The organism is Pseudomonas sp. S30_BP2TU TE3576, from assembly GCF_050436025.1.
In the GTDB taxonomy this organism is placed as follows: Bacteria; Pseudomonadota; Gammaproteobacteria; order Pseudomonadales; family Pseudomonadaceae; genus Aquipseudomonas.
The window spans coordinates 5,925,802-5,950,132 of record NZ_JBNDLK010000001.1; the positions used below are offsets into that span (position 1 = coordinate 5,925,802).

At 61.5% G+C, this 24,331-nt stretch carries 19 protein-coding genes; 9 read left to right on the forward strand and 10 right to left on the reverse strand.

What is annotated here, in order from left to right:
- Nucleotides 1-34: 34 nt before the first annotated feature.
- The 8 genes from araD1 (at nt 35) to ABIA48_RS27130 (ending at nt 5,521) form a co-directional block, all read left to right on the forward strand.
- Nucleotides 35-1,027: an AraD1 family protein gene (gene araD1, locus ABIA48_RS27095; RefSeq protein WP_429492644.1), complete on the forward strand. Its 993-nt coding sequence runs from the start codon at nt 35-37 to the stop codon at nt 1,025-1,027.
- 10 nt (nt 1,028-1,037) lie between these two features.
- Nucleotides 1,038-2,618, forward strand: coding sequence for an aldehyde dehydrogenase (NADP(+)) (locus ABIA48_RS27100; RefSeq protein ID WP_429492646.1), 1,581 nt, complete (start codon nt 1,038-1,040; stop codon nt 2,616-2,618).
- Between the two features lie 141 nt (nt 2,619-2,759).
- A complete protein-coding gene (locus tag ABIA48_RS27105) occupies nt 2,760-3,098 on the forward strand; it encodes a DUF5629 family protein (protein WP_429492647.1) in 339 nt (112 codons plus the stop codon).
- A complete protein-coding gene (locus ABIA48_RS27110; RefSeq protein ID WP_429492649.1) occupies nt 3,091-4,260 on the forward strand; it encodes a lactonase family protein in 1,170 nt (389 codons plus the stop codon). Before ABIA48_RS27105 ends, ABIA48_RS27110 begins: the two co-directional genes overlap by 8 nt.
- Nucleotides 4,261-4,416: 156 nt before the next feature.
- On the forward strand, nt 4,417-4,596 hold the full coding sequence (locus ABIA48_RS27115) for a hypothetical protein (protein ID WP_007979950.1): 180 nt from the start codon (nt 4,417-4,419) through the stop codon (nt 4,594-4,596).
- A 217-nt stretch (nt 4,597-4,813) separates the two neighbouring features.
- On the forward strand, nt 4,814-4,939 hold the full coding sequence (locus ABIA48_RS27120; RefSeq protein ID WP_007987003.1) for a hypothetical protein: 126 nt from the start codon (nt 4,814-4,816) through the stop codon (nt 4,937-4,939).
- A 115-nt stretch (nt 4,940-5,054) separates the two neighbouring features.
- A complete protein-coding gene (locus ABIA48_RS27125) occupies nt 5,055-5,267 on the forward strand; it encodes a hypothetical protein (RefSeq protein ID WP_429492652.1) in 213 nt (70 codons plus the stop codon).
- Nucleotides 5,264-5,521, forward strand: a complete 258-nt coding sequence (locus ABIA48_RS27130; RefSeq protein ID WP_116261248.1) for a hypothetical protein — start codon at nt 5,264-5,266, stop codon at nt 5,519-5,521. The genes ABIA48_RS27125 and ABIA48_RS27130 overlap by 4 nt, the downstream gene beginning before the upstream one ends.
- Nucleotides 5,522-5,685: 164 nt before the next feature.
- Here the strand turns inward: ABIA48_RS27130 and ABIA48_RS27135 are convergent, their stop codons facing one another.
- The 10 genes from ABIA48_RS27135 to ABIA48_RS27180 form a co-directional block, all read right to left on the reverse strand.
- Nucleotides 5,686-6,282, reverse strand: coding sequence for a glutathione S-transferase (locus tag ABIA48_RS27135; RefSeq protein WP_429492654.1), 597 nt, complete (start codon nt 6,280-6,282; stop codon nt 5,686-5,688).
- A complete protein-coding gene (locus ABIA48_RS27140; RefSeq protein WP_429492656.1) occupies nt 6,279-9,920 on the reverse strand; it encodes an AAA family ATPase in 3,642 nt (1,213 codons plus the stop codon). Before ABIA48_RS27140 ends, ABIA48_RS27135 begins: the two co-directional genes overlap by 4 nt.
- A complete protein-coding gene (locus ABIA48_RS27145) occupies nt 9,917-11,161 on the reverse strand; it encodes an exonuclease SbcCD subunit D C-terminal domain-containing protein (RefSeq protein WP_429492658.1) in 1,245 nt (414 codons plus the stop codon). The genes ABIA48_RS27140 and ABIA48_RS27145 overlap by 4 nt, the downstream gene beginning before the upstream one ends.
- 258 nt (nt 11,162-11,419) lie before the next feature.
- Nucleotides 11,420-13,069 (reverse strand): BatD family protein, encoded by a 1,650-nt coding sequence (locus ABIA48_RS27150; protein ID WP_429492660.1) that lies wholly within the window; start codon nt 13,067-13,069, stop codon nt 11,420-11,422.
- Complete coding sequence (locus ABIA48_RS27155; RefSeq protein ID WP_429492662.1) at nt 13,066-14,805, reverse strand: VWA domain-containing protein; 1,740 nt, start codon at nt 14,803-14,805, stop codon at nt 13,066-13,068. Before ABIA48_RS27155 ends, ABIA48_RS27150 begins: the two co-directional genes overlap by 4 nt.
- Nucleotides 14,802-15,884 (reverse strand): vWA domain-containing protein, encoded by a 1,083-nt coding sequence (locus ABIA48_RS27160; RefSeq protein ID WP_429492664.1) that lies wholly within the window; start codon nt 15,882-15,884, stop codon nt 14,802-14,804. The genes ABIA48_RS27155 and ABIA48_RS27160 overlap by 4 nt, the downstream gene beginning before the upstream one ends.
- Nucleotides 15,877-16,371 (reverse strand): DUF4381 domain-containing protein, encoded by a 495-nt coding sequence (locus ABIA48_RS27165; RefSeq protein WP_277537539.1) that lies wholly within the window; start codon nt 16,369-16,371, stop codon nt 15,877-15,879. The genes ABIA48_RS27160 and ABIA48_RS27165 overlap by 8 nt, the downstream gene beginning before the upstream one ends.
- The gene (locus tag ABIA48_RS27170) at nt 16,368-17,312 is read right to left on the reverse strand and encodes a DUF58 domain-containing protein (protein ID WP_007987018.1); all 945 of its coding nucleotides are present in this window, start codon (nt 17,310-17,312) and stop codon (nt 16,368-16,370) included. The genes ABIA48_RS27165 and ABIA48_RS27170 overlap by 4 nt, the downstream gene beginning before the upstream one ends.
- 5 nt (nt 17,313-17,317) lie before the next feature.
- Entirely contained in the window at nt 17,318-18,277 is a 960-nt protein-coding gene (locus ABIA48_RS27175) for an AAA family ATPase (RefSeq protein WP_007987019.1), read from the reverse strand.
- Nucleotides 18,278-18,567: 290 nt separating this feature from the next.
- Nucleotides 18,568-18,921: a hypothetical protein gene (locus ABIA48_RS27180; protein WP_429492667.1), complete on the reverse strand. Its 354-nt coding sequence runs from the start codon at nt 18,919-18,921 to the stop codon at nt 18,568-18,570.
- A 503-nt stretch (nt 18,922-19,424) separates the two neighbouring features.
- On the opposite strand from ABIA48_RS27180, the gene ABIA48_RS27185 reads away from it, so the two are divergent.
- The gene (locus tag ABIA48_RS27185) at nt 19,425-24,323 is read left to right on the forward strand and encodes an NAD-glutamate dehydrogenase (RefSeq protein WP_429492669.1); all 4,899 of its coding nucleotides are present in this window, start codon (nt 19,425-19,427) and stop codon (nt 24,321-24,323) included.
- The last annotated feature ends 8 nt before the right edge of the window (nt 24,324-24,331 follow it).

Sequence of the window (24,331 nt, forward strand, 5' to 3'; positions counted from 1 at the left end):
GTGATTTGACGTTTTGTTTTACAGGAGAAAACTCATGCATTTGGTTCAGTTCGAATTGAGTAACGGCGAACGCCGTGTCGGCGTGGTCGACAACGGTCTGGTGCGTGAAGTGCAGGACGCGCGCACTGTCCGCGACCTGGCACTGGCGGCGATCGAGGCGGGTGCGAGCCTTGAGCAACAGGTGCAGAGCCTGGGGCTGGGCATCAGCCATGACTATGCCGAACTGCAGACGCAACGGCGCATCCTGCCGCCGCTGGACCATCCGGACCCGGCGCACATGCTGGTCAGCGGTACTGGCCTGACCCATCTGGGCAGCGCGTCGGCCCGGGACAAGATGCACCAGCAAAGCGGCGACGAAACCGCGATGACCGACACCATGCGCATTTTCAAATGGGGCGTGGAGGGTGGCAAGCCGGCGGCGGATGAAGCCGGCGTGCAACCGGAATGGTTTTACAAAGGCGACGGCAGCATCGTCGTAAGGCCGGGGCAGCCGTTTCCATTGCCGCCGTTTGCCGAAGATGCAGGTGAAGAGCCGGAGATCGCTGGCCTGTACGTGATCGGTCACGACGGCAAGCCGTATCGCCTGGGTTTTGCCGTGGGTAACGAGTTCTCCGATCACGTCATGGAGCGCAAGAACTACCTGTACCTGGCCCATTCGAAACTGCGTAGCTGCAGCTACGGCCCGGAACTGCGGGTCGGCGAACTGCCGCAACATCTGGCGGGCACCAGCCGCATCCTGCGCAACGGCGAAGTGCTGTGGCAGAACGAGTTCCTCAGTGGCGAGGCGAACATGTGCCACAGCCTCGCCAACCTGGAATTCCATCATTTCAAGTACAGCCAGTTCCTGCGCCCGGGGGACGTGCACATTCACTTCTTCGGCACCGCGACCCTGTCCTTTGCCGACGGCATTCGCACCCGACCGGGTGACGTGTTCGAGATCACCCAGGCTGAATTCGGCGCACCGTTGATGAACGGCATCGCACCGGTCCCGGCGGCTTTCGAACCCGGCACTGTCGGCACACTTTGAGGAATAGCCCATGACCCGGATTCTTGGTCACAACTACATCGGCGGCCAACGTAGCGCCGCCGGCAGCGTCAAGTTGCAGAGTGTCGATGCCAGCACCGGCGAGACCTTGCCCCACGATTTTTTTCAGGCGACACCGCAGGAAGTCGATGCGGCGGCCAACGCAGCAGCGGCCGCCTATCCGGCCTATCGCAGCCTGAGCGCGGAGCGACGGGCGCAGTTTCTCGATGCTATCGCCGATGAACTGGACGCCTTCGCTGATGATTTTGTCGCTGTCGTCTGCCGCGAAACGGCGTTGCCCGCAGGCCGGATTCAAGGCGAGCGTGGGCGTACCAGCGGGCAGATGCGCCTGTTCGCCAAAGTGCTGCGTCGCGGTGATTTCTACGGCGCGCGAATCGACCGGGCATTGCCTGAGCGTCAGCCCTTGCCGCGTCCGGACCTGCGTCAGTACCGCATCGGCCTGGGACCTGTGGCGGTGTTTGGTGCCAGCAACTTTCCGCTGGCGTTCTCCACCGCCGGCGGCGATACCGCCTCGGCGCTGGCTGCCGGGTGCCCGGTGGTGTTCAAGGCCCATAGCGGCCACATGGCCACGGCCGAGCAGGTGGCAGATGCGATCATTCGCGCTGCCGAAAAAACAGGTATGCCGGCCGGCGTGTTCAACATGATCTACGGCGGCGGTGTCGGCGAGGCGCTGGTCAAGCATCCGTCCATTCAAGCCGTGGGATTCACCGGCTCGCTCAAGGGTGGTCGAGCCCTGTGCGACATGGCTGCGGCACGTGCGCAACCGATTCCGGTGTTCGCCGAGATGTCGAGCATCAACCCGGTGATCGTCTTGCCCCAGGCATTGCAGGCGCGGGCCGACACGGTTGCCCGGGACCTCACGGCCTCGGTGGTGCAGGGCTGCGGGCAGTTCTGCACCAATCCGGGTCTGGTGATCGGCATTCGCTCGGCGTCGTTCAGTGCCTTTGTGCAGCAAGTGGCCGGGTTGATGGGCGACCAGCCGGCGCAAACCATGCTCAATGCTGGAACCCTGAGCAGCTACGGCCAAGGCTTGCAAAAACTGCTGGCGCATCCGGGAATTGAACACCTGGCCGGCAATCCGCAACAGGGCAATCAGGCCCAGCCGCAGCTGTTCAAGGCCGATGTCCGCCTGCTGATCGATGGCGATGAAGTCCTGCAAGAGGAAGTGTTCGGGCCGACCACCGTGGTGGTCGAGGTCGCGGATCAGGCGCAACTGACGGCCGCCCTGAACGGCCTGCACGGCCAATTGACCGCCACCGTTATTGGCGAGCCGGAAGACCTCGAGCAGTTCGCCGGGCTCACGACATTACTGGAGCAGAAGGTCGGGCGAATCCTGCTCAATGGCTATCCGACTGGCGTGGAAGTCTGCGATTCGATGGTCCACGGCGGGCCTTACCCGGCCACGTCCGATGCGCGCGGTACATCGGTGGGCACACTGGCCATCGATCGTTTCCTGCGCCCAGTGTGTTTCCAGAACTATCCGGACAGTTTGCTGCCGGATGCGCTGAAGAACGGCAATCCGCTGCGCATCCAGCGTCTGGTGGATGGCCAGCCATCCCGTGACGCGTTGTAACAGGCAACCACAATCCCTGTGGGAGCGGGCTTGCTCGCGAATGCGGTTTATCATTCGACATCTCTGTTGGCTGACACTCCTCTTTCGCGAGCAAGCCCGCTCCCACAGGTCAGTCATTCCAACCGGGGGAAATGGGGTGCGATGAGCTATCATTGCGTCTTTCTCATTCAAAGATTGACTGCCATGACTTCCGCAACCGATACCCTGCTCAATGCCCTCGAACACTGTGGAATGGTGGAAATCGACGGGCTGCATGCCTTCGAATTCGCCCTCGACGAGTTTGATAACCTGCACATTGAATGCATGGATGGCCGCGCCGCCAAGCATTGGGAGTTCAGCCCGGCGCAGGTTCAGGCTGCGACATACGACATTACACTGCAAAGCTGGTTGATCACCGGTGATTCGGGTGAACACCGTTTGGTGTGCCTGGGCGACGTCGTCAGCGGTGACAACGATGACGATGAACCTGAGGATGAGTAAGCTCTGGCCACTGTTGATGGCCGGCAGCATCGGCGCGATGGGCGTCCAGGTCGCATCCGCCGATGACTATCAACTGCTCGTCGGCTCCTACACCGCCGGTCAAAGCCAGGGGATCTATCGCCTGGCTTTCGACAGCGCTACCGGGCAGATCAACGCCAAACCTCTACAAATCATCAACAGCGAAAACCCGTCGTGGCTGACCCTGTCGAAGGACCGACGATACCTGTTCGTGGTCAACGAAAACGGCCCCGGTCAGACCGATCCGGTCGGGCGCGTCAGCAGTTACGCGATCGATCCCAAGACTCATGCGCTGAGCTTGATCAGTCAGGTGCAAAGCCTGGGCAACGAGCCGACCCATTCCAGCCTCAGTGCCGATGGCAGCCATTTGTTTGTCAGCAATTACTCGGTGGCCGAAGACCCGGGTGGCACCCTCGCGGTGGTGCCGGTGGCGGCCGATGGCAAGCTCAAACCGGTGGTACAGATGAGCAGCCACCCGGCGAGCCGGGTCAATCCCGAGCGCCAGGCCTCGGCCCACGTGCATTCGGCGATCCCGTCTCCAGATGGCAAGTACGTGTTTGCCTGCGACCTGGGGGCGGACAAGGTGTTTGCCTACCGCTTCGACCCCAAGGCCAACCCGGATCTGCCATTGATCGCGGCGACCCCGGCATTCGTGCAGCTGCCACCCGGCAGCGGGCCGCGCCACTTGCTGTTCAGCGCCGATGGCAAACACGCCTGGCTGGTCATGGAGATGAGTGCTCAAGTGGCGGTATTCGATTACCACGACGGCACCCTTGAGCAGACGCAGATGGTCGATCTGGCCGCCGGGCAACCGGTTTCAGACAAGGCCGCGGCGGCGTTGCATGCCTCTGCCGACGGCAAGTTCCTCTACGTCAGCAACCGTGGCACGACCAATCAACTGCTGGTGTTTGCCATCGATCCGGCGACCGGCCACCTCAGTGAGCTGCAGCGTCGGGCGGTGGAGGGCGATCATCCACGGGAGTTCAGCCTCGACCCGAGTGGCAAATTCCTGTTGATTGCCAACCAGAAGAGCAACCAGATTGTTGTCGTCGAACGCGATGCCAAGACCGGTCTGCTGGGTAAAACCGTGCAAAAACTGCCGATGGATGCCCCGAGCGACCTCGGGTTTCTGCTGCGTCAATAGGCCGCAGCCCCCGGTTCGTGGGGCCTGCCTGCTTTTATTAATGACGCTGATATTCGGTAATGCTACAAAGCATTTCAAGGCATGAACCCTCGAGGGTTAAGTTTGCTTCACGGCCCCACCGGGCAAGCAAGCCAACTGAATCCGAGGAATACCGCCATGAACTTCAACATCTTTTCTGTCATCGCCGCTTCCGCCATTTCTGCCACCGTTGCGCTGCCAGCCAGTGCCAACGTTGAAATCAGCGACAAAAAAGCCCACACCCAGAGCTACACCCAGAAATACCTGCAACAGAGCGCCAACTTCTACGCCGCGCTGGATCACAAAACCCAGGCCTGAACGTTCATCCCTGCCTTTATGCAGGAGCGAAGTCACTGATGATCGAAGGCCGTGGTGTTCAAAGCCAAGTGTCGAAAACGATCAGAGTGATGTCGCTCCTGCATAACGCATTTGCGACAGTATCATTTTGCCATCAATGTCGCGCTTGATATCACATAGCCATACGTTTAAATTGACGCTGATTTTTTGACTCCTCCTCACGGCAAGGATCGGCAGCATGGTGACGCGTCTGGCATTGGTTCTTCTTTTCCTCTATTCCACCCCCATTTTGTCAGCGGCCGACCCTGTTCCGGGTGAACCGGATGCAGCCCGCGAACGCTTGATAAGTTTTATTGAAGACTGAAATAGTCTGGCTTAATGATCAATGAAGTTGATGGTCACTATGGATAACCCTGAGTGGTTAGCCAGGCTTTTTTGATCGATTCTGTGGGCATTGAAACATGCCTGCGGAGAACATCATGGCCAGCGCAATTCTCACTTCTGCCAAGCACGGCGCCTATGTGGCGATCGGTCTTTACCTTGCCCTGGTGCTGGTGGTCAGCCTTTGCGCCCAGTCGCAATACACCTTTGAAGCACCGATCCAGGTCGCTCATCCCGGCATCCAGTTTGAACACCGTGCGCAAAACGCGAGCGTTGATCAGGCTGAACTCGCAGGAGTCGCCGGCGCATGAAAGGGCACAGACTTTGGGTCATCGCCTTCCTGGCGTTCATGACCAACGGATCCTCCTTGTTGGGGATCGGGCAGGGCTCGGCGGGTTCGGTGGCACGGGCCATCGAAGCCAATCACAACATCGCCCGCAACATCGAAAACGCCAAGGCCCAGGGGATGTTGGCCGGCAATCCGCCGATCAGGACTGAAGGGGTGGTTTTCGGGCCGTTCCAGGTCGATTGCTCGGTGATTGGGATGTGTGAGGTGTTGGCGTGAGCCCTGCTGTCGATGAAGGGCTTTTGTGGCGAGGGGGCTTGCCTGTGGCGAGGGGGCTTGCCCCCGTTCGGTCGCGAAGCGGCCGCAAATCCGGATGACCAGAAAAAGCTTGGGGCTGCTTCGCAACCCAACGGGGGCAAGCCCCCTCGCCACAGGGGCCGCGTTTACTTTTTCATTACGCCAGTAAACAGTTCCGACTCCAGAAACCGCTGCAACCAATCCTGCAACCGCCGATACGGTGTCTGTGCAAACCATTCGCGGTCGACGTGGGCGAACTGCCGCACGAAGGGCATCAGCGCCACGTCGGCCAGGCTTGGATGGTCGGCCAGCAAGTAGTCGCGATCCTCCAGCAACTCATCCAGCCTTTGCAAAAACACTTCGCCTTCGGCGCGATAAACCGCCATCGGCTGCTCGGGATAACGCTCGGCGTACTTGTAGCGATTCAAGTGCACCTTGAACACCTGATCGTTCTGTTCGATCAGGCTGGCGATTTGCGCCGCTGCGGCAGGATTGTCCTTGAGCAACCAGTCTTGCGGATCGTTCTGCGCCAGGGCCCAGCGCATGATGTCGAGGCTTTCGTCGATCACCCGGCCATCGGCACTCAGTACCGGCACCGTGCCTTTGCCCGACAGCGCGAGCATTTCGGCGGGCTTGGCCTTCAGGCTGACTTCGACGATGTCCACGGCCACTCCCGAATAACGCAGGGCCATGCGTGCGCGCATGGCGTACGGGCAGCGGCGGAAGGAATACAGCGTGTTCATTTCACCTCCAGGGTGCTCAGGCCGTTGCCCTGGCGCTGGACCTGAATCTGCACCGGAATCCGTTCATGCATTTCCTGTACGTGGGAAATCACCGCGACCTTGCGGCCCTGGGCTTGCAGGCCGTCGAGCGCGTCCATGGCCAGTTGCAAGGACTCCGGATCGAGGCTGCCGAAGCCTTCGTCGATGAACAGCGATTCGATTTTCAGCGTGCTCGACGCCATCGACGCCAAACCGAGGGCCAACGCCAGCGATACCAGGAATGTCTCGCCACCGGACAGCGAATGCACCGAGCGCAGTTCGTCACCCATTTCGGTGTCCATCACCAGCAACCCGAGCATGCTGCCGCCGCGCTTGAGGCGATAGCGTCGTACCAGTTGGCGCAATTGCACGTTGGCATGGTGCACCAGCAGGTCGAGGTTGTAGGCCTGGGCGATCTTGCGGAAGGTGTCGCCGGTGGCTGAGCCAATCAGCGCATTGAGCCGTGCCCAACGCTGGTATTCGCTGTAGGCCTCGGCGATCTGTTGCGCCAGGGCCTGATTGGCGTTCTGTCGGCGCTGGTCCTCGGCCTGCTCGGCGCGCAGTTCGGCGCAGCGTTGCTCGCTGGTGGCGGCAAGGTTTTGCAGATCGACCAGTGCGGCGGCCAATTGCCCGGCGTCGAGGTTGCCGTTGTGTTGCGCTTGATGATCGAGCAGGCGTTTGTCGCGCTCTCGCACTAGGACGCTGGCTTGTTCGATGGCCTTTTCGCTGTGCTGCAAGCGCTGGCGCAGTTCACTGACCTGAGTGTCGTCAACCCGCAACAGGTCTTCGAGACCGCCGTCATCCAGTTCAGGGTGGCGGGCGCGCCAATCGCCGATTTTGCCGGCGAGTTCATGCTCTTCGCCTTCCAGTGCGTGCAAGCGCTCTTGCTGGGCCTTGAGCTCGGCGGCGATTTGCACTGACTGCGTAAGGACGCTTTGCAGCGCCTGCGCGGTGCCGGTTTCGGCGCTGCGCGCCTGTTCCACGGCCTGTTCCAGTTGCTGCTGCCAATGCTCGGCGCTGGTGTGTTCGCCGAGTAATTGCCCGAGTGTGTGCTGGCTTGCCTGTTGCTGTTCGGCCAGCCTGGTGAACTGTTGTTCGGCGGCATGCAATTGCTGCACGCGGCTGTGCTGGCGATCCTGCTCCTTCTCCAGGTTTTGCTGGCGCTGTTGCTGTTCGGCCAGTTCTTCCTTTTGTTGATCGAGTTGTGCCAGGCGCTCGGCAATTTGCCGGTCGAGCTGCAGGAAGGTCGCGGCCGGCTCGACGCGCAGCGCTTGCAGGGTCTCGTCTGGCAGCAGGCTGGCGAATGCTTTGAGTTCTTCGTCCAGACGCTGGCGATCGTTGCCCAGTTCACGCTGTTGATTGCTCAGGTGCTGGGCTGCCTGCTGGTGCGCGGTTTCGGCATGGCGCAGTTGCTGGGTCAGGCGTGCCGCATCCTGTTGCAGGGTAAGCAGTGCACTCTGCCGTTGCTCGTCCTGGCTGATGCTCTGGTTGAGCTGACTGTTTTGCTGGTTGAGCCAGGCGTCGCGTTTGGCGGCATCCTGATTCAGCAGTTGGGTCGCCAGCGGATGACCTTCCAGGCTTGGGGCGAGGGCTTGCTGCTGGGTCGCCAGTTGTTCCTGCTGTTGCAGCAGTTCCTTTTGCTGGGCGATCAATCCACCGACTTCGGCGCGCAAGTCAGTGAGTTTTTCCTTGAGCAGGTCGACGGCCTTCTGGGCGCTGGCCTGTTCGCTTTCATCGAAGCGGCCGAGGCTTTGCAGCAGCGCTTCAGGCTGATGATACGGATGCTCGTTGCTGCCGCAGACCGGGCATGGCTGGTCATCCTGCAACTGTGCGCGCAGCTCTTCGACACTGGCACTGCGCGCCAGACGCTGACGCTCCAGCAGTTCGCGGGTGACGTTGAGGGTTTGCTCGGCAACACTCAGTTCAGCCTTGGTCTTTACCCCGTCCTGGGTCAGGCGTTCACGTTCCTGCTGTGCGGTGAACTGGCGCTGTTGCAGCTCGGTGCCGCGCTTGTCCAGTTCCTGCTGACTGGCCCACAAGCGCGCCAGGTCTTCGATGGCGCGCAGTTGTTTGCGGTTGTCCTGCAACAGGCTGCCCAGAATGCCGATCTGTTCGGCGACGGCATCCGGTTCGGCACCGGCCTCCTTGAACAGCACCTCAAGTTGCTGCTTCTGCGCGGTGAGCAGTTGATCGGTAGTCGCGGCGTTTTGTTCGAGGCTGGCCAGTTCGGTCTGCCCCTGATTCAGTCGATTGCCGATCAACATCAACTGCTGCAGGCGATCGCGGTAGGCATTCCAGGCCTCGCTTAACGGTGCCAGGTGAGTGCTTTGCTCCAGTTCGGTGGCGATGCGCTGCAACTGCCCGGCGCCACGAGCCTGTTGATCAAGCAAGGTCTGAATCGTGCTCTGGCCCTGGGTGCAGGCCTGTTCCGCCTGTTGCTTGGTTTCGGCGCTGAGGGCTGTGTCCTTGGCCAGGCGGGCGAGGGTGCTTTGCGCTTCGAAGGCCTGACGCAGCAACGGCGTGCTGTCGGCTTGCCGCTGTTGTGTTTCGCTCAAGGTGATCCGGGCGGCGCTGAGCTGTTGCTCAAGGTGCGTCTGGCGCTCGCCGAGTTCGCCATGTTGCTGCGTATGCAAGGCAATTTGCGCCGCCAACGGTGTCAGCAGTGCATCGACCTCGGCTTTACGGGCGAACTGATGTCGTTGCGGGGCAAGCTGTTCGAGACGCGTTAACTTCAAGCGCTCACTGGCCAAGGCTTCCCAGTGGGTCTGCGCCGATTGCAGTTGTTCGCTGGCGGCCAGATGCTCGTCCTGCAATCGATGCAAGTCCTTGAGCCAGGTGTCTTGCAGTTCAAGCTGTTTGAGTTGTGCCTGTTGGGTCTTGAGTTGCTGCTGCGCTTCGTTGAAGCGCAGATCCAGTTCCGCACGGGCTTCGGGCGACAGCGGCGTCACTCCGCTGGCCTGATCCTGCAGCAGCTTGTGCGCCTCGCGAGCCTCCTTGGTCTTGTCGAAGGCCCGACGACCGAGGCGGGTGTAGAGCGCCGTGTCGGTGAGTTTTTCCAGCAGTTCGCTGCGGTCGTTGTCATCAGCCTTGAGGAACGCGCTGAACTCGCTTTGCGCCAGCAGCACGGCGCGGGTGAATTGTTCGAAGTTCAAGCCCAGCGCGGCTTCGAGTTGAGTTTTGTATTCGCCTTTCTGGCTGGCCAGCAATTGATCCTGATCGATGTCACGCAGGCTCTGGCGGCTGGCTTGCAGTTTGCCACCGGCCTTTTCCCGGGCGCGATTGGCTTCCCAGCGTGCGCGATAGCGGCGGCCATCGACGCCGACGAAATCCACTTCTGCATAGCCTTCACCCGTGCCGCGACGCAGCAGGGTGCGCGGGTCGCCGGTAGCGATTTCGCCGTCGGCGTCCGGCACTTTCGCGTCGCGGCCGGTGTTGTTCAGGCGAGGTACGGCGCCAAACAGCGCCAGGCACAAAGCGTCGAGCAGGGTACTTTTGCCAGCGCCGGTAGGGCCGGTGATGGCGAACAGTCCGGCACTGGCCAGGGGTTCGGCGGTGAAGTCGATTTCAAACGGCCCGGCCAGGGAGGCGAGGTTTTTCAGGCGGATTGCGAGAATCTTCATGGTTGTTCGCTCTCCATCTGCACGTCTTGCAACAGCTCGGCAAAGTCCTTGAGGGTCTGCTCGTCGACCTCGCTGCCGTAGTTGTCCTGCCAGGTGCGGCTGAACAGTTCCTGGGGCGTGAGCTGATCCAGTTCGATCAACGCGTTGCCATCCTCGACGCCGTCACGGCTGCCGTTCCCGGCGTATTCAGCGGCAATGCGCACCAGGCGCACGGCCTTGCCTTGCAGGGCGGTTTCCACTTGATTGCGCAGGTCGGGCTGCGGTTCATCCAGGCGTACGCGTACTTCCAGCCATGGCTGTCGCTGAATGTCGGCCAACAGGTCGATGTTCGGCAGATCCGCCAGTTGCAGCAGGATCTCGCTCAAGGGTGCAGGGCCGATGCGTTGCAGGTTGACTGCGCGGGGAATCAGTTTCGGCTCGACGCTGACCAGGGTTTCGCCGTCGAGATGGATGTGCAGAATCTGGTGCTGATAGCTGATCTCGGAGAACGACAGCGGAATCGGCGAGCCGCTGTAGCGAATGCGCTCCTCGCCGTTGACCTTCTGCGGCTTGTGCAGGTGGCCCAGGGCCACGTAGCTGATGCTCGGCCCGAACAGGCTGGCCGGCAGGGCCTCGGCATTGCCGATGATCAGGCTGCGCTCGGAGTCTTCCGACACCGAGCCGCCGGCCATGTGCGCGTGGCTGATGGCGATCAGTGCCTGCCCCGGCTGTCGCTTGGTGTTGGCCGCTTCGATCAGCCACTCGTGCACCTGGCCGATCCCGCGCAGATAGTTGTCGCCCAAGTGTGCGCCAGTGACTTCCGCTGGCCGCAGAAATGGCAGTGCCAGGCACCAGGCGGCGACTTCGCCACTGGCATCCGGCAAGGGCAGCAACAGGCGCTGGGCGTCCAGTTGACCGTCGTCGAGCCACAGCACACGGCCGAGCGCGTGGGTGCGCAAGCGCCGCATCAATGGCGCGGGCAATTCGATTCGCGAGCCGGAATCGTGGTTGCCGGCAATCATCACGATGGTCAGCGACGGCTGCTGCTCGTGGGCGCTGACGATGAAGTCGTAGAGACGCTCCTGGGCTTTGACCGGCGGGTTGACCGTGTCGAAGATATCGCCGGCGATCAACAGCACATCCGGCTGATCCAGCTTCAGCTGGCGCAACAGCCAGTCAAGAAAACAGCCATGTTCGAAATCGCGATCCTGGCCGTGCAGGTTTTGCCCCAGGTGCCAGTCGGAGGTGTGAAACAAGCGCAAGGCGAACTCCGCTACAAAATAGGTAATGGCCGCGTGAAAAATGAAGGCGGCGAAAGGAAAGGGAGTTTACTGGCAAACGCTCCCGAGGTGGTCAGGCACTCAACCTGTGGCCGCCCCGATCTTAAGGCAATACCCGATTAACTGTGGGAGCGAGCTTGCTCGCGAAAGCGTTAGCCCATTCAACAATGATGTGTCTGACACACCGCATTCGCGAGCAAGCTCGCTCCCACAGGTTGTGCTCTTTGTCTCAAGGGTGAGTTATTTGGGATAAAGCGGCGGCAACCCACTGTCACCGACCGGATCCTGGACCCGTTCGGCCATCGGGATCGCCTTGATCGCCCGCCACAACTCGTCACCTTGCCAGTACTGGCCGGTTTCGCTGTACAGCGCGCCGTTCAGGCCGTCGAGGGCGTCGGACAGGGGTACGAAGCGGGCGGCCATGTCGGCCAGGGTTTCCGGTTGTTGCCGGGCCCAGGCATCGAGGGCCTGGCGGGTGGCGTGGGAGTCGTTGGCCTGGCAGGCGCGCTTGAGGTCGTCGAGTACGGTGCGCGGGCTCGGGCCGGTTTGAGCGGTACGCGCCACCGCCGGTTGCCAGCGGCCACGCCACCAGAGGCCGAAGCCGAGCAGGGTGGTGCAGGCCAGAATCAGGGTGCTGAGCTTCCAGCGCCAGAGTGCTCCGTTGTCGACACCGGCATCGACCGCTGAGGCGCCGGCCTGGGTGTCGACCACCAGATTTGGGTTGGCCGCCACGTGCAGCGTGCGCGCCGGCAGGCTGCTGTGTTCCAGATGGTCTTCGAAGGTGTTCCACCAGACTACGTCAACGGTGGGCAACTCGATGGCGCCGGTGCGTGTCGGCACCAATGCTTCCCGGTCTTCACGACTGCCGACCAGGCCGCGTTCGCTGTTCTGGTTGCCGAGCACCGGTTGATCCGGGTAGCGGCGCAGGCCGCCGACATCGGTGCCGGGCAGCGGTGGCAGTTGGGTGCTGGACAAGCCTTCGGCCGTCACTGTCAGGCTGCGGGTCAGCGAATCGCCGACCTGTGTGTGATCCGGCTCTGGGCTCCAGCTTTCGCTCAGGCTCAGGCTGCGGGCAGGCAACCAGGGCGCGTCGGCGGGATAGGTGATGGGTTTGGCCTTGACCGTCAATAACAGTTCGGTCGAGGTGACGGGCATCTGCTTGCCGGATTTCGGCACTTGGGCCGCGTCCTGTGACGGTTGCGCATCGACCAGTGCGGCGTTGAAGACCTGTGCCGGAATGATCAGTTCGCCACTGTGTTGCGGGTAGATCGCATAGCGCATTTCGATCACGCCGTGGCGCTGGCCATCGATGTCTTTTTCGTAGGTGCGTGAGTCACCCAATTGTTCAATGCGCGCATCAGGTATCTGCAAGGGCGGCAGGCTGCTGTCGTCGTACAGCGACACCGAATGGTAGATGCGCAGGGTCAGGATCGCCTGGGCCTGTACGTAGACGCTGGTTTGATCGAGGCTGGCATCAATGAACACCGGGGCCCGTTTGTTCGGGTTGTCTGGCGTATCGCTTTCGACCACTTGTAGGGTGATCGGCTGGCTCTGCAGTTCGCCCAGTTGCAGTGACGGAATTACCACGCTGCCGTTTTGCCGGGGCAGGAGGGTGACGATCCAGCGGGTGGTGGCCCGGTTTTCGCCGCTGAGGGTGTTCAACTGGTTGACCTGGCGTGTGCCGCGCACTTCGAACAGCGGCTCCAGCGGCGCCAGGTCGGGTTTGCCGAACTGCGTTACATCGGTGGATTCCAGGGTCAGCTCGACAGTCTCGCCTGAGCTCAGGCGACTGCGATCAACACTGGCGGCCAGCTCCGCTGCCTGTGCCTGAAAAGTGCAGAACAACAGGCCATGCAGCAGTGCGAGCAATAAAACGGTGAAGCGGGTCATCGAGTTTCTTCCTGATCCTGATGTTGTTGCTGTTCGTACCAGAATTTGCGCCTGAGCAGTTCACTGGGGTCATCCGGGATCTGCCGCAGCCACTGTTCCAGTGCCTGGCGCTGTTCACCTTCGATACTGTCGGTGGCCGGGCGCAAGGGCGGCGTGGTGTGTTGTTCGTCACCCAACTCGCTGCCTGGCACTTCGTTGGTTCCGGGTTTGGGCGGCGACGTTGGCGATTGCTCGGTGTCGGCGCTGGTGTGCGGTTCTTGCGCTTGCGGCTCGCCACTGTCCGAAGGCTGCGACGTGGCGCCGGGCGGCGTCTGTTGTTCCTTGGGCTGGAGTTCGTCACTCGCGGATTTGTCCGGTTGCACAGCGGTCGAGCTGTTTTTCTGCTTGAGCAACTCTTCCACCAGCGCCTTGTTGGTCAGCGCCGGACGCAAATCCGGTTGACGTTCCAGTGCCTGTTCGTAAGCGTCCAGGGCTGCCTCCAGCTCACCGCTTTTGGCCAGGGCATTGCCTCGATTGTAGTGGGCGTGGGCACTGTTGCCTTCAGCGAAACGCTCGGCGGCGCCCGCGTAGTCACCGGCCTCATAAAGCGCCACGCCTTGCCACTGATGGTCGTCGAAACGCCTGGCGGCTTCGGCCGGGCGCTTCTGTTTGAGTAAATGCGCGCCTTGTTGATCAGGACGCAGCCACACGTCTACAAGATCGAAGGCGTAGCTCGGTTGAGGCAGTGCCAATAGCAGCGGCAGGCAGAGCAGCCAACCGCGACGTCCCGCGCAGGCCGCGAGCAACAACAGCGGGAGCAACAGCCAGTAGCCTTGATCGGCCCAGGTGTCCAGGCGCAAGGTCTGACCATCGTTGCGCAAGTTGCGTGGACCGTCGAGCAGGCCAAGGGCGTGCAGGTCGCTATCGTCCAGGCGCGCTTGGCGATAGCGTCCATCCAGGTCGTTGGCAAAGCTTTTCAAGCCAGGCTCGTCGAGGCGCGGTACGAGAATGGCGCCTTGTTCATCCTTGAGGAAACTGCCGTCCTCCTGGGTGATGGGCGAGCCTTCGGCGGTGCCGATACCGAGCATCAGGAACCGGGTCGATTTGCCGTCCAGCGCGTGACGGATGCCCAGCCGCTCTTGTTCGGTCAGGGACGAACCAATCAGCAGAATCCGGCCATCGCCCAGAGCTGCCTGTTCGAGCAGCGCCAGGGCCTTGCGTACCGCCAGATCGGCACGATGCCCGGCCTCTGGCATCAACGACGGTTTTAGCGCATCCAACAGATTGCGGCTGGTGGAAAGGTCATCCGACAGCGGTACCAGCGTGTGGGCACTGCCGGCGTAGACGACAATGGCGGTTTGCGCGTCGCTGCGAATCTGCAGCAGATCAAGCAACTTGCGTCGTGCCTGTTCGAGTCGGTTGGGCGTGACGTCGGTGGCGAGCATTTCCGGGGTCAGCTCGAGAATCACCACCAGCGGATCGGCAGGCTTTTGACTGGACTGTTCGACACGCTGCCAGCCCGGCCCAAGCAGGGCGAGCACGGTCAACAGCCACGCGAGGCCGAGGGCGATCCAGGGCAGTTTACTGTTACGTCCACTGCCACCGCTGAGCAGTGCTGCGTGAAAGGCCGGAGGCAGAATCATTTGCCAGCGCCCGGCGCGTTGCTCGCGGTGCCACAGTTGCCAGAGCAACCAGCCAAGCACCGGCAGCAACAGTAGCCACCAAGGGCGGAACCAGTAAGGCCACAACATACTCATCGACGCCTCCGCAGACGCAGGCGTTTGAGACGCTGGCGCCAGTCAGGCAGCAGTTGGGTTTGCAAAAACAGATCCTTGGTAAACAGGCGATGCAGCGGGTTGTCTGGCCAGAGTACGGGGGCCACCAGCAGTATGCTCAACCACAGCGCCAGGGCCAGTGGCCAGTGATACAACGCTTGAGCCGGGCGGGCCTGGGTGGGTTGCTGGGCCACGGGTTCCAATTGGTCAAGGGTGTCCTTGATTGCCTGCAGTTCCTTGCCGTCGCGAGCACGGAAGTACTGGCCACCAGTGACCTCGGCGATTGCCTTGAGGGAAGGTTCGTCAAGGTCCAGGCTCGGATTGACGCCGAGAAAGCCGACCGTGCCACTTTGCTCCGGATCGGCACCGATACCGATCGGGTAGATTTTCACGCCTTCTTTGGCCGCCAGCCGCGCAGCGGTGAGTGGGCCGATTTCACCCGCATTGTTGGCGCCGTCGGTCACCAGTATCAGCACACGGCTGGTAGCCGGCCGTAAGCGTAGGCGTTTGAGGGCCAAACCGATAGCATCGCCGATGGCGGTATTTTTGCCGGCAATGCCAATGCGCGCTTCGTCGAGCCAGACGCGTACGGTGTGCCGGTCGAATGTCAGCGGCGCCTGCAGATAGGCCCGGCTGCCAAACAGGATCAGGCCGACGCGGTCACCTTCGCGGCGTTCGAGGAAATCGCCGAGCAGATGCTGGACCAACGACAGCCGGCTCACCTCTTCGTCCTGCCATTGCATGTCAGGGAAATCCATGGAGCCGGAAACGTCCACCGCCACCAGCAGATCGCGGCCGCTGGCGGCAATCGGCAAGGGTTCGCCGAGCCACTGCGGGCGCGCCGCCGCGATCAGCAGCAACAGCCATAGCAGCATGAACGGTGCCTGCTGGCGCCATGCCGGCAGGTTCGCCCGGGCGCGACGCCCGGCGAGGCCTTCGAGATCGCTGAGAAAGCTGACCTTGAGTGCCGGTTCACCGCTGTCAGCCACCGGCAATACAATGCGCATCAGCCACGGCAGTGGCAAAAGGGCAAAAATCCACGGCCAGGCGAACTCAAACATGTTTGCGAATCCACGTTTCAACGGCTTGGGTCAGGCCGGCAATGGCCTTGTCGTCGAGTTTGCATTCGGGTTTGTACGCGCCTTCGACCAGCACCATCCAGCGGGTCAGGCCGGCCGCCGGGCAGCGGTTGTCGAGGAACGCCAGCCATTTGCGGCCGTTGAGGGTGTGGCTCTGGCTGTAGGGGTAGTGGTTGCGGCACAGGCGTTTGAGCAAACCGTTGAGTTGCTGCAGCCAGGCACCGGCTGGCGCACCGTCGTAGGGTTTGGGCATCAGTGCCAGCTCTGCCAGGGCGGCAAGGCGCACCGGGTCAAGTGGCTGTTCGGCTCGTACCACGGGGCGCTTGGCCGGTATAAAGCGACGCAGTTTCCACAGGCCCAGGCCGATCAGTGGCACCAATAAAATCAGCAGCCACCAACCCGGTGCCGGAGGCCAGAATTCCACCGGTGGCGGGGATATCAGCGGTTGCAGTTGATCAAGGCTGCTCATCGACCTTTCCCCGGTTTCTGTGGGTTCAGGTATTCGCGCAATTGCTCGACCATCTCGCTCTGAGTGCTCAGAGGCATCATCAGCACCCGTAGTTTCTGTGCGAGCAGCTCCCAGCGAGCGATGCGCAATTCGGCCTGGGCCCGATAAGTCTGGCGCAGGTCGAAATTCAGCGTGTCGAGCTCCAGTTGCGCACCGCGTTCGGCGAAACGTAAAAGGCCGGCGGCGGGCAGGGCATGATCCAGCGGATCGGACACCGGCAGCAGCAGCAGGTCGCAATGACGCGATAACAGGCTCAGCTGTTGCTCGGCGCTTTCCGACAGCGCGCGTTCATCACAAATCACGATCACCAGGCTGCCCGGACGAGACACTTCCCGCGCGCGGCGCAAGGCAATGCCAAAGGCGTCGCGGTCCGGCTCGCCTTCGGTGCTCAGCGACTGGTTGACCCGCACCAGCCGGTTGAGCAATTGCAACAGGCTTTGCTTGCTGCGCCGGGGCTTGATTTCGTAATGCACATTGTCGCCATACACCAGGCCGCCAACCCGGTCGTTGTGACCCAGGGCAGCCCAACCGATCAGGCTCGCGGCCTGGGCGGCGAGCACCGACTTGAACATCAGGCCAGAGCCGAAAAACAGCCGGCGGCTTTGTTCGACCATGATGAAAATCGGCCGCTCACGTTCTTCGTGGAACAGCTTGGTGTGGGGTTCCTGGGTACGCGCGGTCACGCGCCAGTCAATGGTGCGCACATCGTCGCCGGCCTGATAGACCCGCACCTGATCGAAGTCCACGCCACGTCCGCGCAGTTTGGAATGGTGCAGGCCGATCAGCGGGCTGCGCTGGCTCGGTGTGGAAAACAGCTGCACTTCGCGCACGCGATGGCGCATCTCGATCAGGTCGGCGAGGCTGACACGAATGCCCGGCTCGGGCGGCTGGCTGGCGTTCATCGGGGTCAAGCGACGGCTACGACGTCGAGAATCCGCTGGACCACCCGGTCCTGATCGATGCCAGCGGCTTCGGCTTCAAAGGAAAGGATGATGCGATGGCGCAACACGTCGAACAGCACGGCCTGGATGTCTTCCGGGCTGACGAAGTCGCGTCCGGCCAGCCAGGCGTGGGCACGGGCGCAGCGGTCCAGGGCGATCGAGCCGCGAGGGCTGGCGCCATAGGCGATCCACTCGGCCATTTCCGGGTCGAACTTGGCCGGGGTGCGGGTGGCCATGACCAGTTGCACCAGGTATTCCTCCACGGCGTCGGCCATGTACAAACCCAGGATCTCCTTGCGTGCGACAAAAATCGTCTGTTGAGTCACCCGCCGCTCTGGCTTCGCTTCGCCGTTCAGGGCCTCTCCACGGGCTTGCTGCAGAATCCGGCGCTCAACAGCGGCATCGGGAAAGCCGATTTTCACGTGCATTAGGAACCGGTCAAGTTGGGCTTCTGGCAGCGGATAGGTACCTTCCTGCTCGATGGGGTTTTGCGTGGCCATCACCAGGAACAGCGGCGACAGCTCATAGGTGCTGCGCCCGACACTGACTTGTCGCTCACCCATGGCTTCGAGCAAGGCTGACTGAACCTTGGCCGGGGCGCGGTTGATTTCGTCCGCCAGCACCAGGTTGTGGAAGATCGGGCCTTGCTGGAACACGAAGCTGCCGGTTTCCGGGCGGTAGATTTCCGTACCGGTAATGTCGGCCGGCAACAGGTCAGGGGTGAACTGGATGCGGTGGAACTGAGCCTCGATGCCTTCGGCAAGTTCTTTGATGGCCTTGGTCTTGGCCAGGCCAGGGGCGCCTTCGACCAGCATGTGGCCATCGGCAAGCAGGGCGATGAGCAAGCGCTCGATGAGTTTTTCCTGGCCGAGAATCTGCGTTGAAAGAAAGGTTCGCAGCGCGAGCAGCGCTTCACGATGTTCCATCGATGACTGTTCCTGCAAAAGGGTGGCCGAGGACGTTCGAAAATGCGCCAGGGCTGGGGGCGTTACTTTAATCCATCGCGGGGGGCGGCGACTAACGGCATTTTGTGCAAAGTGCAGGAATTGGTTGGCAATCGTTGTAGGAACTTTCTACAGGTTACAGGCTGGAGGTGTTCTTTCGGGCGCCTTCGCGAGCAAGCCCGCTCCCACAGTCGACCACGTTCTTGCAGTAAGAATGCGATCAAATGTGGGAGCGGGCTTGCTCGCGAAGGCGTCAGCAGGCGCGCTGATCCTCAGAGCTCGCTGATATAAGTCCCGGTGCCCTTGAGAATGTTCTGCAAGGTTTCTTCCACTTCGGCCAGATCCGTCATATCGGCATCAAAGGTGATTTCCAGCACATCATCGCCATTGAGCGCATCGGCATCTGCCGCCGCAATTTCTATCTTCAACAGGGAGGGGCCGAGCGTGACTTTCACGCCGTCGAGGGTCGAGGGTTCGCCGTCAAGGGTGATTTCCAGCTCGTCTTCATCGGGATAGCGGCTCATCAGGAACATTTCGCCCTGGTCGCTGTGGCAGCAGAGCATGGCCATGTTGTCTTCTTCGTCGTCGCAAGGGTTGACGATCAAGAGGGCGGTGTTCATTTTCATGGGAAATTCCTGGCTCGACGAGCGCGGTAAACGCAACAAAGGGCGATTCTGCCAGCCCGCGCACATTTCTGCTCGTCCGAGTGTCAATGAGCGGGTTGTGGACCGGCAGAGTGTTACTGGTCATTTCTGGTACGCATGTCCCGTAAAACCGGACGGAAAACCGTCATTTTTCCGTGCGAATGCTAGTGTTGTTCGATGCGTATGCCTTGAGCTGCGTACCGTTGACCGAATATGTCGCAGCATCGCAAGCATGGGCCTTGCCGCACTCGTTAAGCTGCGCAACGGATGAGCACCCGTAAAGACATTGCGCTGCACGCAGCCCAGTCGTTTTTGCAGATGCCCATTCACGGAAGGTGAATGTGACCTGAGTGTCTCGTCCAGCTTCACCCACCTGTCACCCTGTTTCCTCTGCCCGAGAATCAGGAACAGGATGACGGGTAGCCCCGAAAGGGGTTTTGCACGCGACGCTTCCATCAATAACAAGCCCAAGCGGAGTACCACAGATGGCGTTCTTCACCGCAGCCAGCAAAGCCGACTTCCAGCACCAACTGCAAGCGGCACTGGCGCAGCACATCAGTGAACAGGCACTGCCACAAGTGGCGCTGTTCTCTGAACAATTCTTCGGCATCATTTCCCTTGACGAGCTGACCCAGCGTCGGTTGTCCGACCTCGCTGGCTGCACCCTTTCTGCGTGGCGCCTGCTTGAGCGCTTCGATCACGCGCAACCGCAAGTGCGCGTCTTCAACCCCGATTACGAACGCCACGGCTGGCAGTCGACCCACACTGCGGTCGAAGTGCTGCACCACGACCTGCCATTCCTGGTGGACTCGGTGCGTACCGAGCTGAACCGCCGCGGCTACAGCATCCATACCCTGCAAACCACCGTGCTGAGTGTGCGTCGTGGCAGCAAGGGCGAACTGTTGGAAATCCTGCCGAAAGGCACCCTGGGCGACGACATTCAGCAAGAGTCGCTGATGTACCTGGAAATCGACCGTTGCGCCAACACCGCCGAGCTCAATGTCCTGAGCAAAGAGCTGGAGCAGGTGCTTGGTGAAGTTCGTGTTGCCGTCGGCGATTTCGAGCCGATGAAGGCCAAAGTCCAGGACATCCTGACCAAGCTGGACAACAGCCAGTTCGCCGTCGACGCCGACGAGAAGAACGAAATCAAGAGTTTCCTGGAATGGCTGGTGGGCAACCACTTCACCTTCCTCGGCTACGAAGAGTTCGTGGTCAGTGATGAGGCCGATGGCGGCCATATCGTCTACGACAAAGACTCCTTCCTCGGTCTGACCAAGCTACTGCGTGCCGGCCTGACCTACGATGACCTGCGCATCGAAGACTACGCCGTGAACTACCTGCGCGAACCGACCCTGCTGTCGTTCGCCAAGGCTTCGCACCCAAGCCGTGTCCACCGTCCGGCTTACCCGGATTTCGTGTCGATCCGTGAAGTTGACGCCAACGGCAAGGTCATCAAGGAATGCCGTTTCATGGGCCTGTACACCTCGTCGGTGTATGGCGAGAGCGTGCGGGTGATCCCGTACATCCGCCGCAAGGTCGAGGAAATCGAACGCCGTTCCGGCTTCCAGGCCAAGGCTCACCTGGGCAAGGAACTGGCGCAAGTGCTCGAAGTGCTGCCACGCGACGATCTGTTCCAGACGCCAGTGGACGAGTTGTTCAGCACCGTGATGTCGATCGTGCAGATCCAGGAACGCAACAAGATTCGCGTATTCCTGCGCAAAGACCCGTACGGCCGTTTCTGCTACTGCCTGGCCTACGTGCCGCGTGACATCTACTCCACCGAAGTGCGCCAGAAGATCCAGCAAGTGCTGATGGATCGCCTGAAAGCGACCGACTGCGAGTTCTGGACCTTCTTCTCCGAGTCCGTGCTGGCCCGCGTGCAGCTGATCCTGCGCGTCGACCCGAAAAACCGCCTCGACATCGACCCGCTGCTGCTGGAAAAAGAAGTGGTGCAGGCCTGCCGCAGCTGGCAGGACGACTACGCCGCACTGACCGTCGAGAGCTTCGGTGAAGCCCAGGGCACCAACGTGCTGGCCGATTTCCCGAAAGGCTTCCCGGCTGGTTACCGCGAGCGTTTCGCCGCGCATTCCGCTGTGGTCGACATGCAGCATCTGTTGAGCCTGAGCGACAAAAACCCGCTGGTGATGAGCTTCTATCAGCCGCTGGGCCAGCTCGCCGGTCAGCGCCAGCTGCATTGCAAGCTGTACCACGCCGATACTCCGCTGGCACTGTCCGACGTCCTGCCGATCCTGGAAAACCTCGGTCTGCGCGTGCTGGGCGAGTTCCCGTATCACCTGCGTCACAGCAATGGTCGCGAATTCTGGATTCATGACTTCGCGTTCACCGCCGCCGAAGGCATGGAACTCGACATCCAGCAGCTTAACGACACGCTGCAGGACGCATTCGTCCACATCGTGAGTGGCGATGCCGAGAACGATGGGTTCAACCGTCTGGTACTGACCGCCGGCCTGCCATGGCGCGACGTGGCGCTGCTGCGCGCCTACGCCCGCTACATGAAGCAGATTCGTCTGGGCTTCGACCTGGGCTACATCGCCAGCACCCTGAATAACCACGCCGACATCGCTCGCGAGTTGACCCGGTTGTTCAAGACCCGTTTCTACCTGGCGCGCAAGCTGACCGGCGACGATCTGGGAGATAAGCAGCAACGCCTGGAACACGCGATTCTCAGCGCCCTGGACGACGTCCAGGTACTGAACGAAGACCGCATCCTGCGTCGCTACCTGGACCTGATCAAGGCCACCCTGCGCACCAACTTCTACCAGACCGATGCCAACGGCCATAACAAGTCGTACTTCAGCTTCAAGTTCAACCCGCACTTGATTCCCGAGCTGCCGAAGCCGGTACCGAAGTTCGAAATCTTCGTTTACTCGCCACGCGTCGAAGGCGTGCACCTGCGCTTCGGCAACGTTGCTCGTGGCGGTCTGCGCTGGTCCGACCGTGAAGAAGACTTCCGTACCGAAGTCCTGGGCCTGGTAAAAGCCCAGCAAGTGAAGAACTCGGTGATCGTGCCGGTGGGTGCGAAGGGCGGCTTCCTGCCGCGTCGCCTGCCACTGGGCGGCAGCCGTGACGAGATCGCGGCCGAGGGCATCGCTTGCTACCGCATCTTCATTTCCGGCCTGCTGGACATCACCGACAACCTGAAAGACGGTGCACTGGTACCGCCGGCCAATGTCGTGCGTCATGACGACGATGACCCGTACCTGGTAGTGGCGGCGGACAAGGGCACTGCAACCTTCTCCGACATCGCCAACGGCATTGCCATCGACTACGGCTTCTGGCTGGGTGACGCGTTTGCGTCCGGTGGTTCGGCCGGTTACGACCACAAGAAAATGGGTATCACTGCCAAGGGCGCGTGGGTCGGCGTACAACGCCACTTCCGCGAGCGCGGCATCAATGTCCAGGAAGACAGCATCACCGTTGTGGGCGTCGGCGACATGGCCGGTGACGTGTTCGGTAACGGCTTGTTGATGTCTGACAAGCTGCAACTGGTCGCAGCCTTCAACCACCTGCACATCTTCATCGATCCGAACCCTGAGCCGGCGTCGAGCTTCGCCGAGCGTCAGCGCCTGTTCGACCTGCCGCGTTCGGCGTGGTCGGATTACGACACCAGCATCATGTCCGAAGGCGGCGGGATCTTCTCGCGCAGCGCGAAGAGCATCGCGATTTCCCCGCAGATGCAAGAGCGCTTCGACATCCAGGCCGACAAGCTGACCCCGACCGAACTGCTGAATGCCTTGCTCAAGGCGCCGGTGGATCTGTTGTGGAACGGCGGTATCGGTACCTACGTCAAAGCCAGCAGCGAAAGCCACGCCGATGTCGGCGACAAGGCCAACGATGCACTGCGTGTGAACGGCAACGAACTGCGCTGCAAAGTGGTGGGCGAGGGCGGTAACCTCGGCATGACCCAGCTGGGTCGAGTCGAGTTCGGCCTCAATGGCGGCGGCTCCAACACCGACTTCATCGACAACGCCGGTGGCGTGGACTGCTCCGACCACGAAGTGAACATCAAGATCCTGCTGAACGAAGTGGTTCACGCCGGCGACATGACCGACAAGCAACGTAACCAGTTGCTGGCGAGCATGACCGACGAAGTCGGTGGTCTGGTGCTGGGCAACAACTACAAGCAGACTCAGGCCCTGTCCCTGGCAGCCCGTCGCGCCTTGCCGCGGATTGCCGAATACAAGCGCCTGATGAACGATCTGGAAGGCCGCGGCAAGCTGGATCGCGCCATCGAGTTCCTGCCGGCCGAAGAAGCCATCAACGAGCGTGTAGCGGCAGGTCATGGCCTGACCCGTGCCGAGCTGTCGGTGCTGATCTCCTACAGCAAGATCGACCTCAAGGAGCAGTTGCTGGGCTCCCTGGTGCCGGACGACGACTACCTGACCCGCGACATGGAAACCGCTTTCCCGCCAACGCTGGTGAGCAAGTTCTCCGCGGCCATGCGCCGTCACCGTCTGAAGCGTGAAATCGTCAGCACCCAGATCGCCAACGATCTGGTCAACCACATGGGCATCACCTTCGTTCAACGACTCAAAGAGTCGACCGGCATGAGCCCGGCGAACGTGGCCGGCGCCTACGTGATCGTGCGTGACATTTTCCATCTCCCGCACTGGTTCCGTCAGATCGAAAACCTCGATTACCAGGTTTCCGCCGACGTTCAACTGGAGCTGATGGACGAGCTGATGCGCCTGGGCCGTCGCGCCACGCGCTGGTTCCTGCGTGCCCGTCGCAACGAGCAGAACGCTGCCCGTGACGTCGCGCACTTCGGTCCGCATCTGAAGGAGTTGGGCCTCAAGCTCGACGAACTGCTCAGTGGCGAGATCCGCGAGAACTGGCAGGCTCGCTATCAGGCGTACGTCGCAGCCGGTGTGCCGGAGTTGCTGGCGCGCATGGTGGCTGGCACTTCGCACCTGTACACCCTGCTGCCGATCATCGAGGCCTCCGACGTGACCGGCCAGGACCCTGCGGACGTGGCCAAGGCCTACTTCGCCGTGGGCAGCGCACTGGACATCACCTGGTATCTGCAACAGATCAGCGCTCTGCCGGTTGAAAACAACTGGCAGGCCCTGGCCCGTGAAGCGTTCCGCGATGACGTCGACTGGCAGCAACGTGCGATCACCATCTCGGTCCTGCAACAGGGCGACGGCACCCAGGACGTGGAAACACGGCTCTCCCTGTGGATGGCGCAGAACGAAAGCATGATCGAGCGCTGGCGCGTCATGCTGGTGGAAATCCGTGCCGCCAGCGGCACGGACTACGCCATGTACGCGGTGGCCAACCGCGAGCTGCTGGACCTGGCATTGAGCGGTCAAGCGGTAGCGCCTGCCACCACTGTCGCCGCCGAGCTGGAACCGGCGGCCTGATCAGGCGT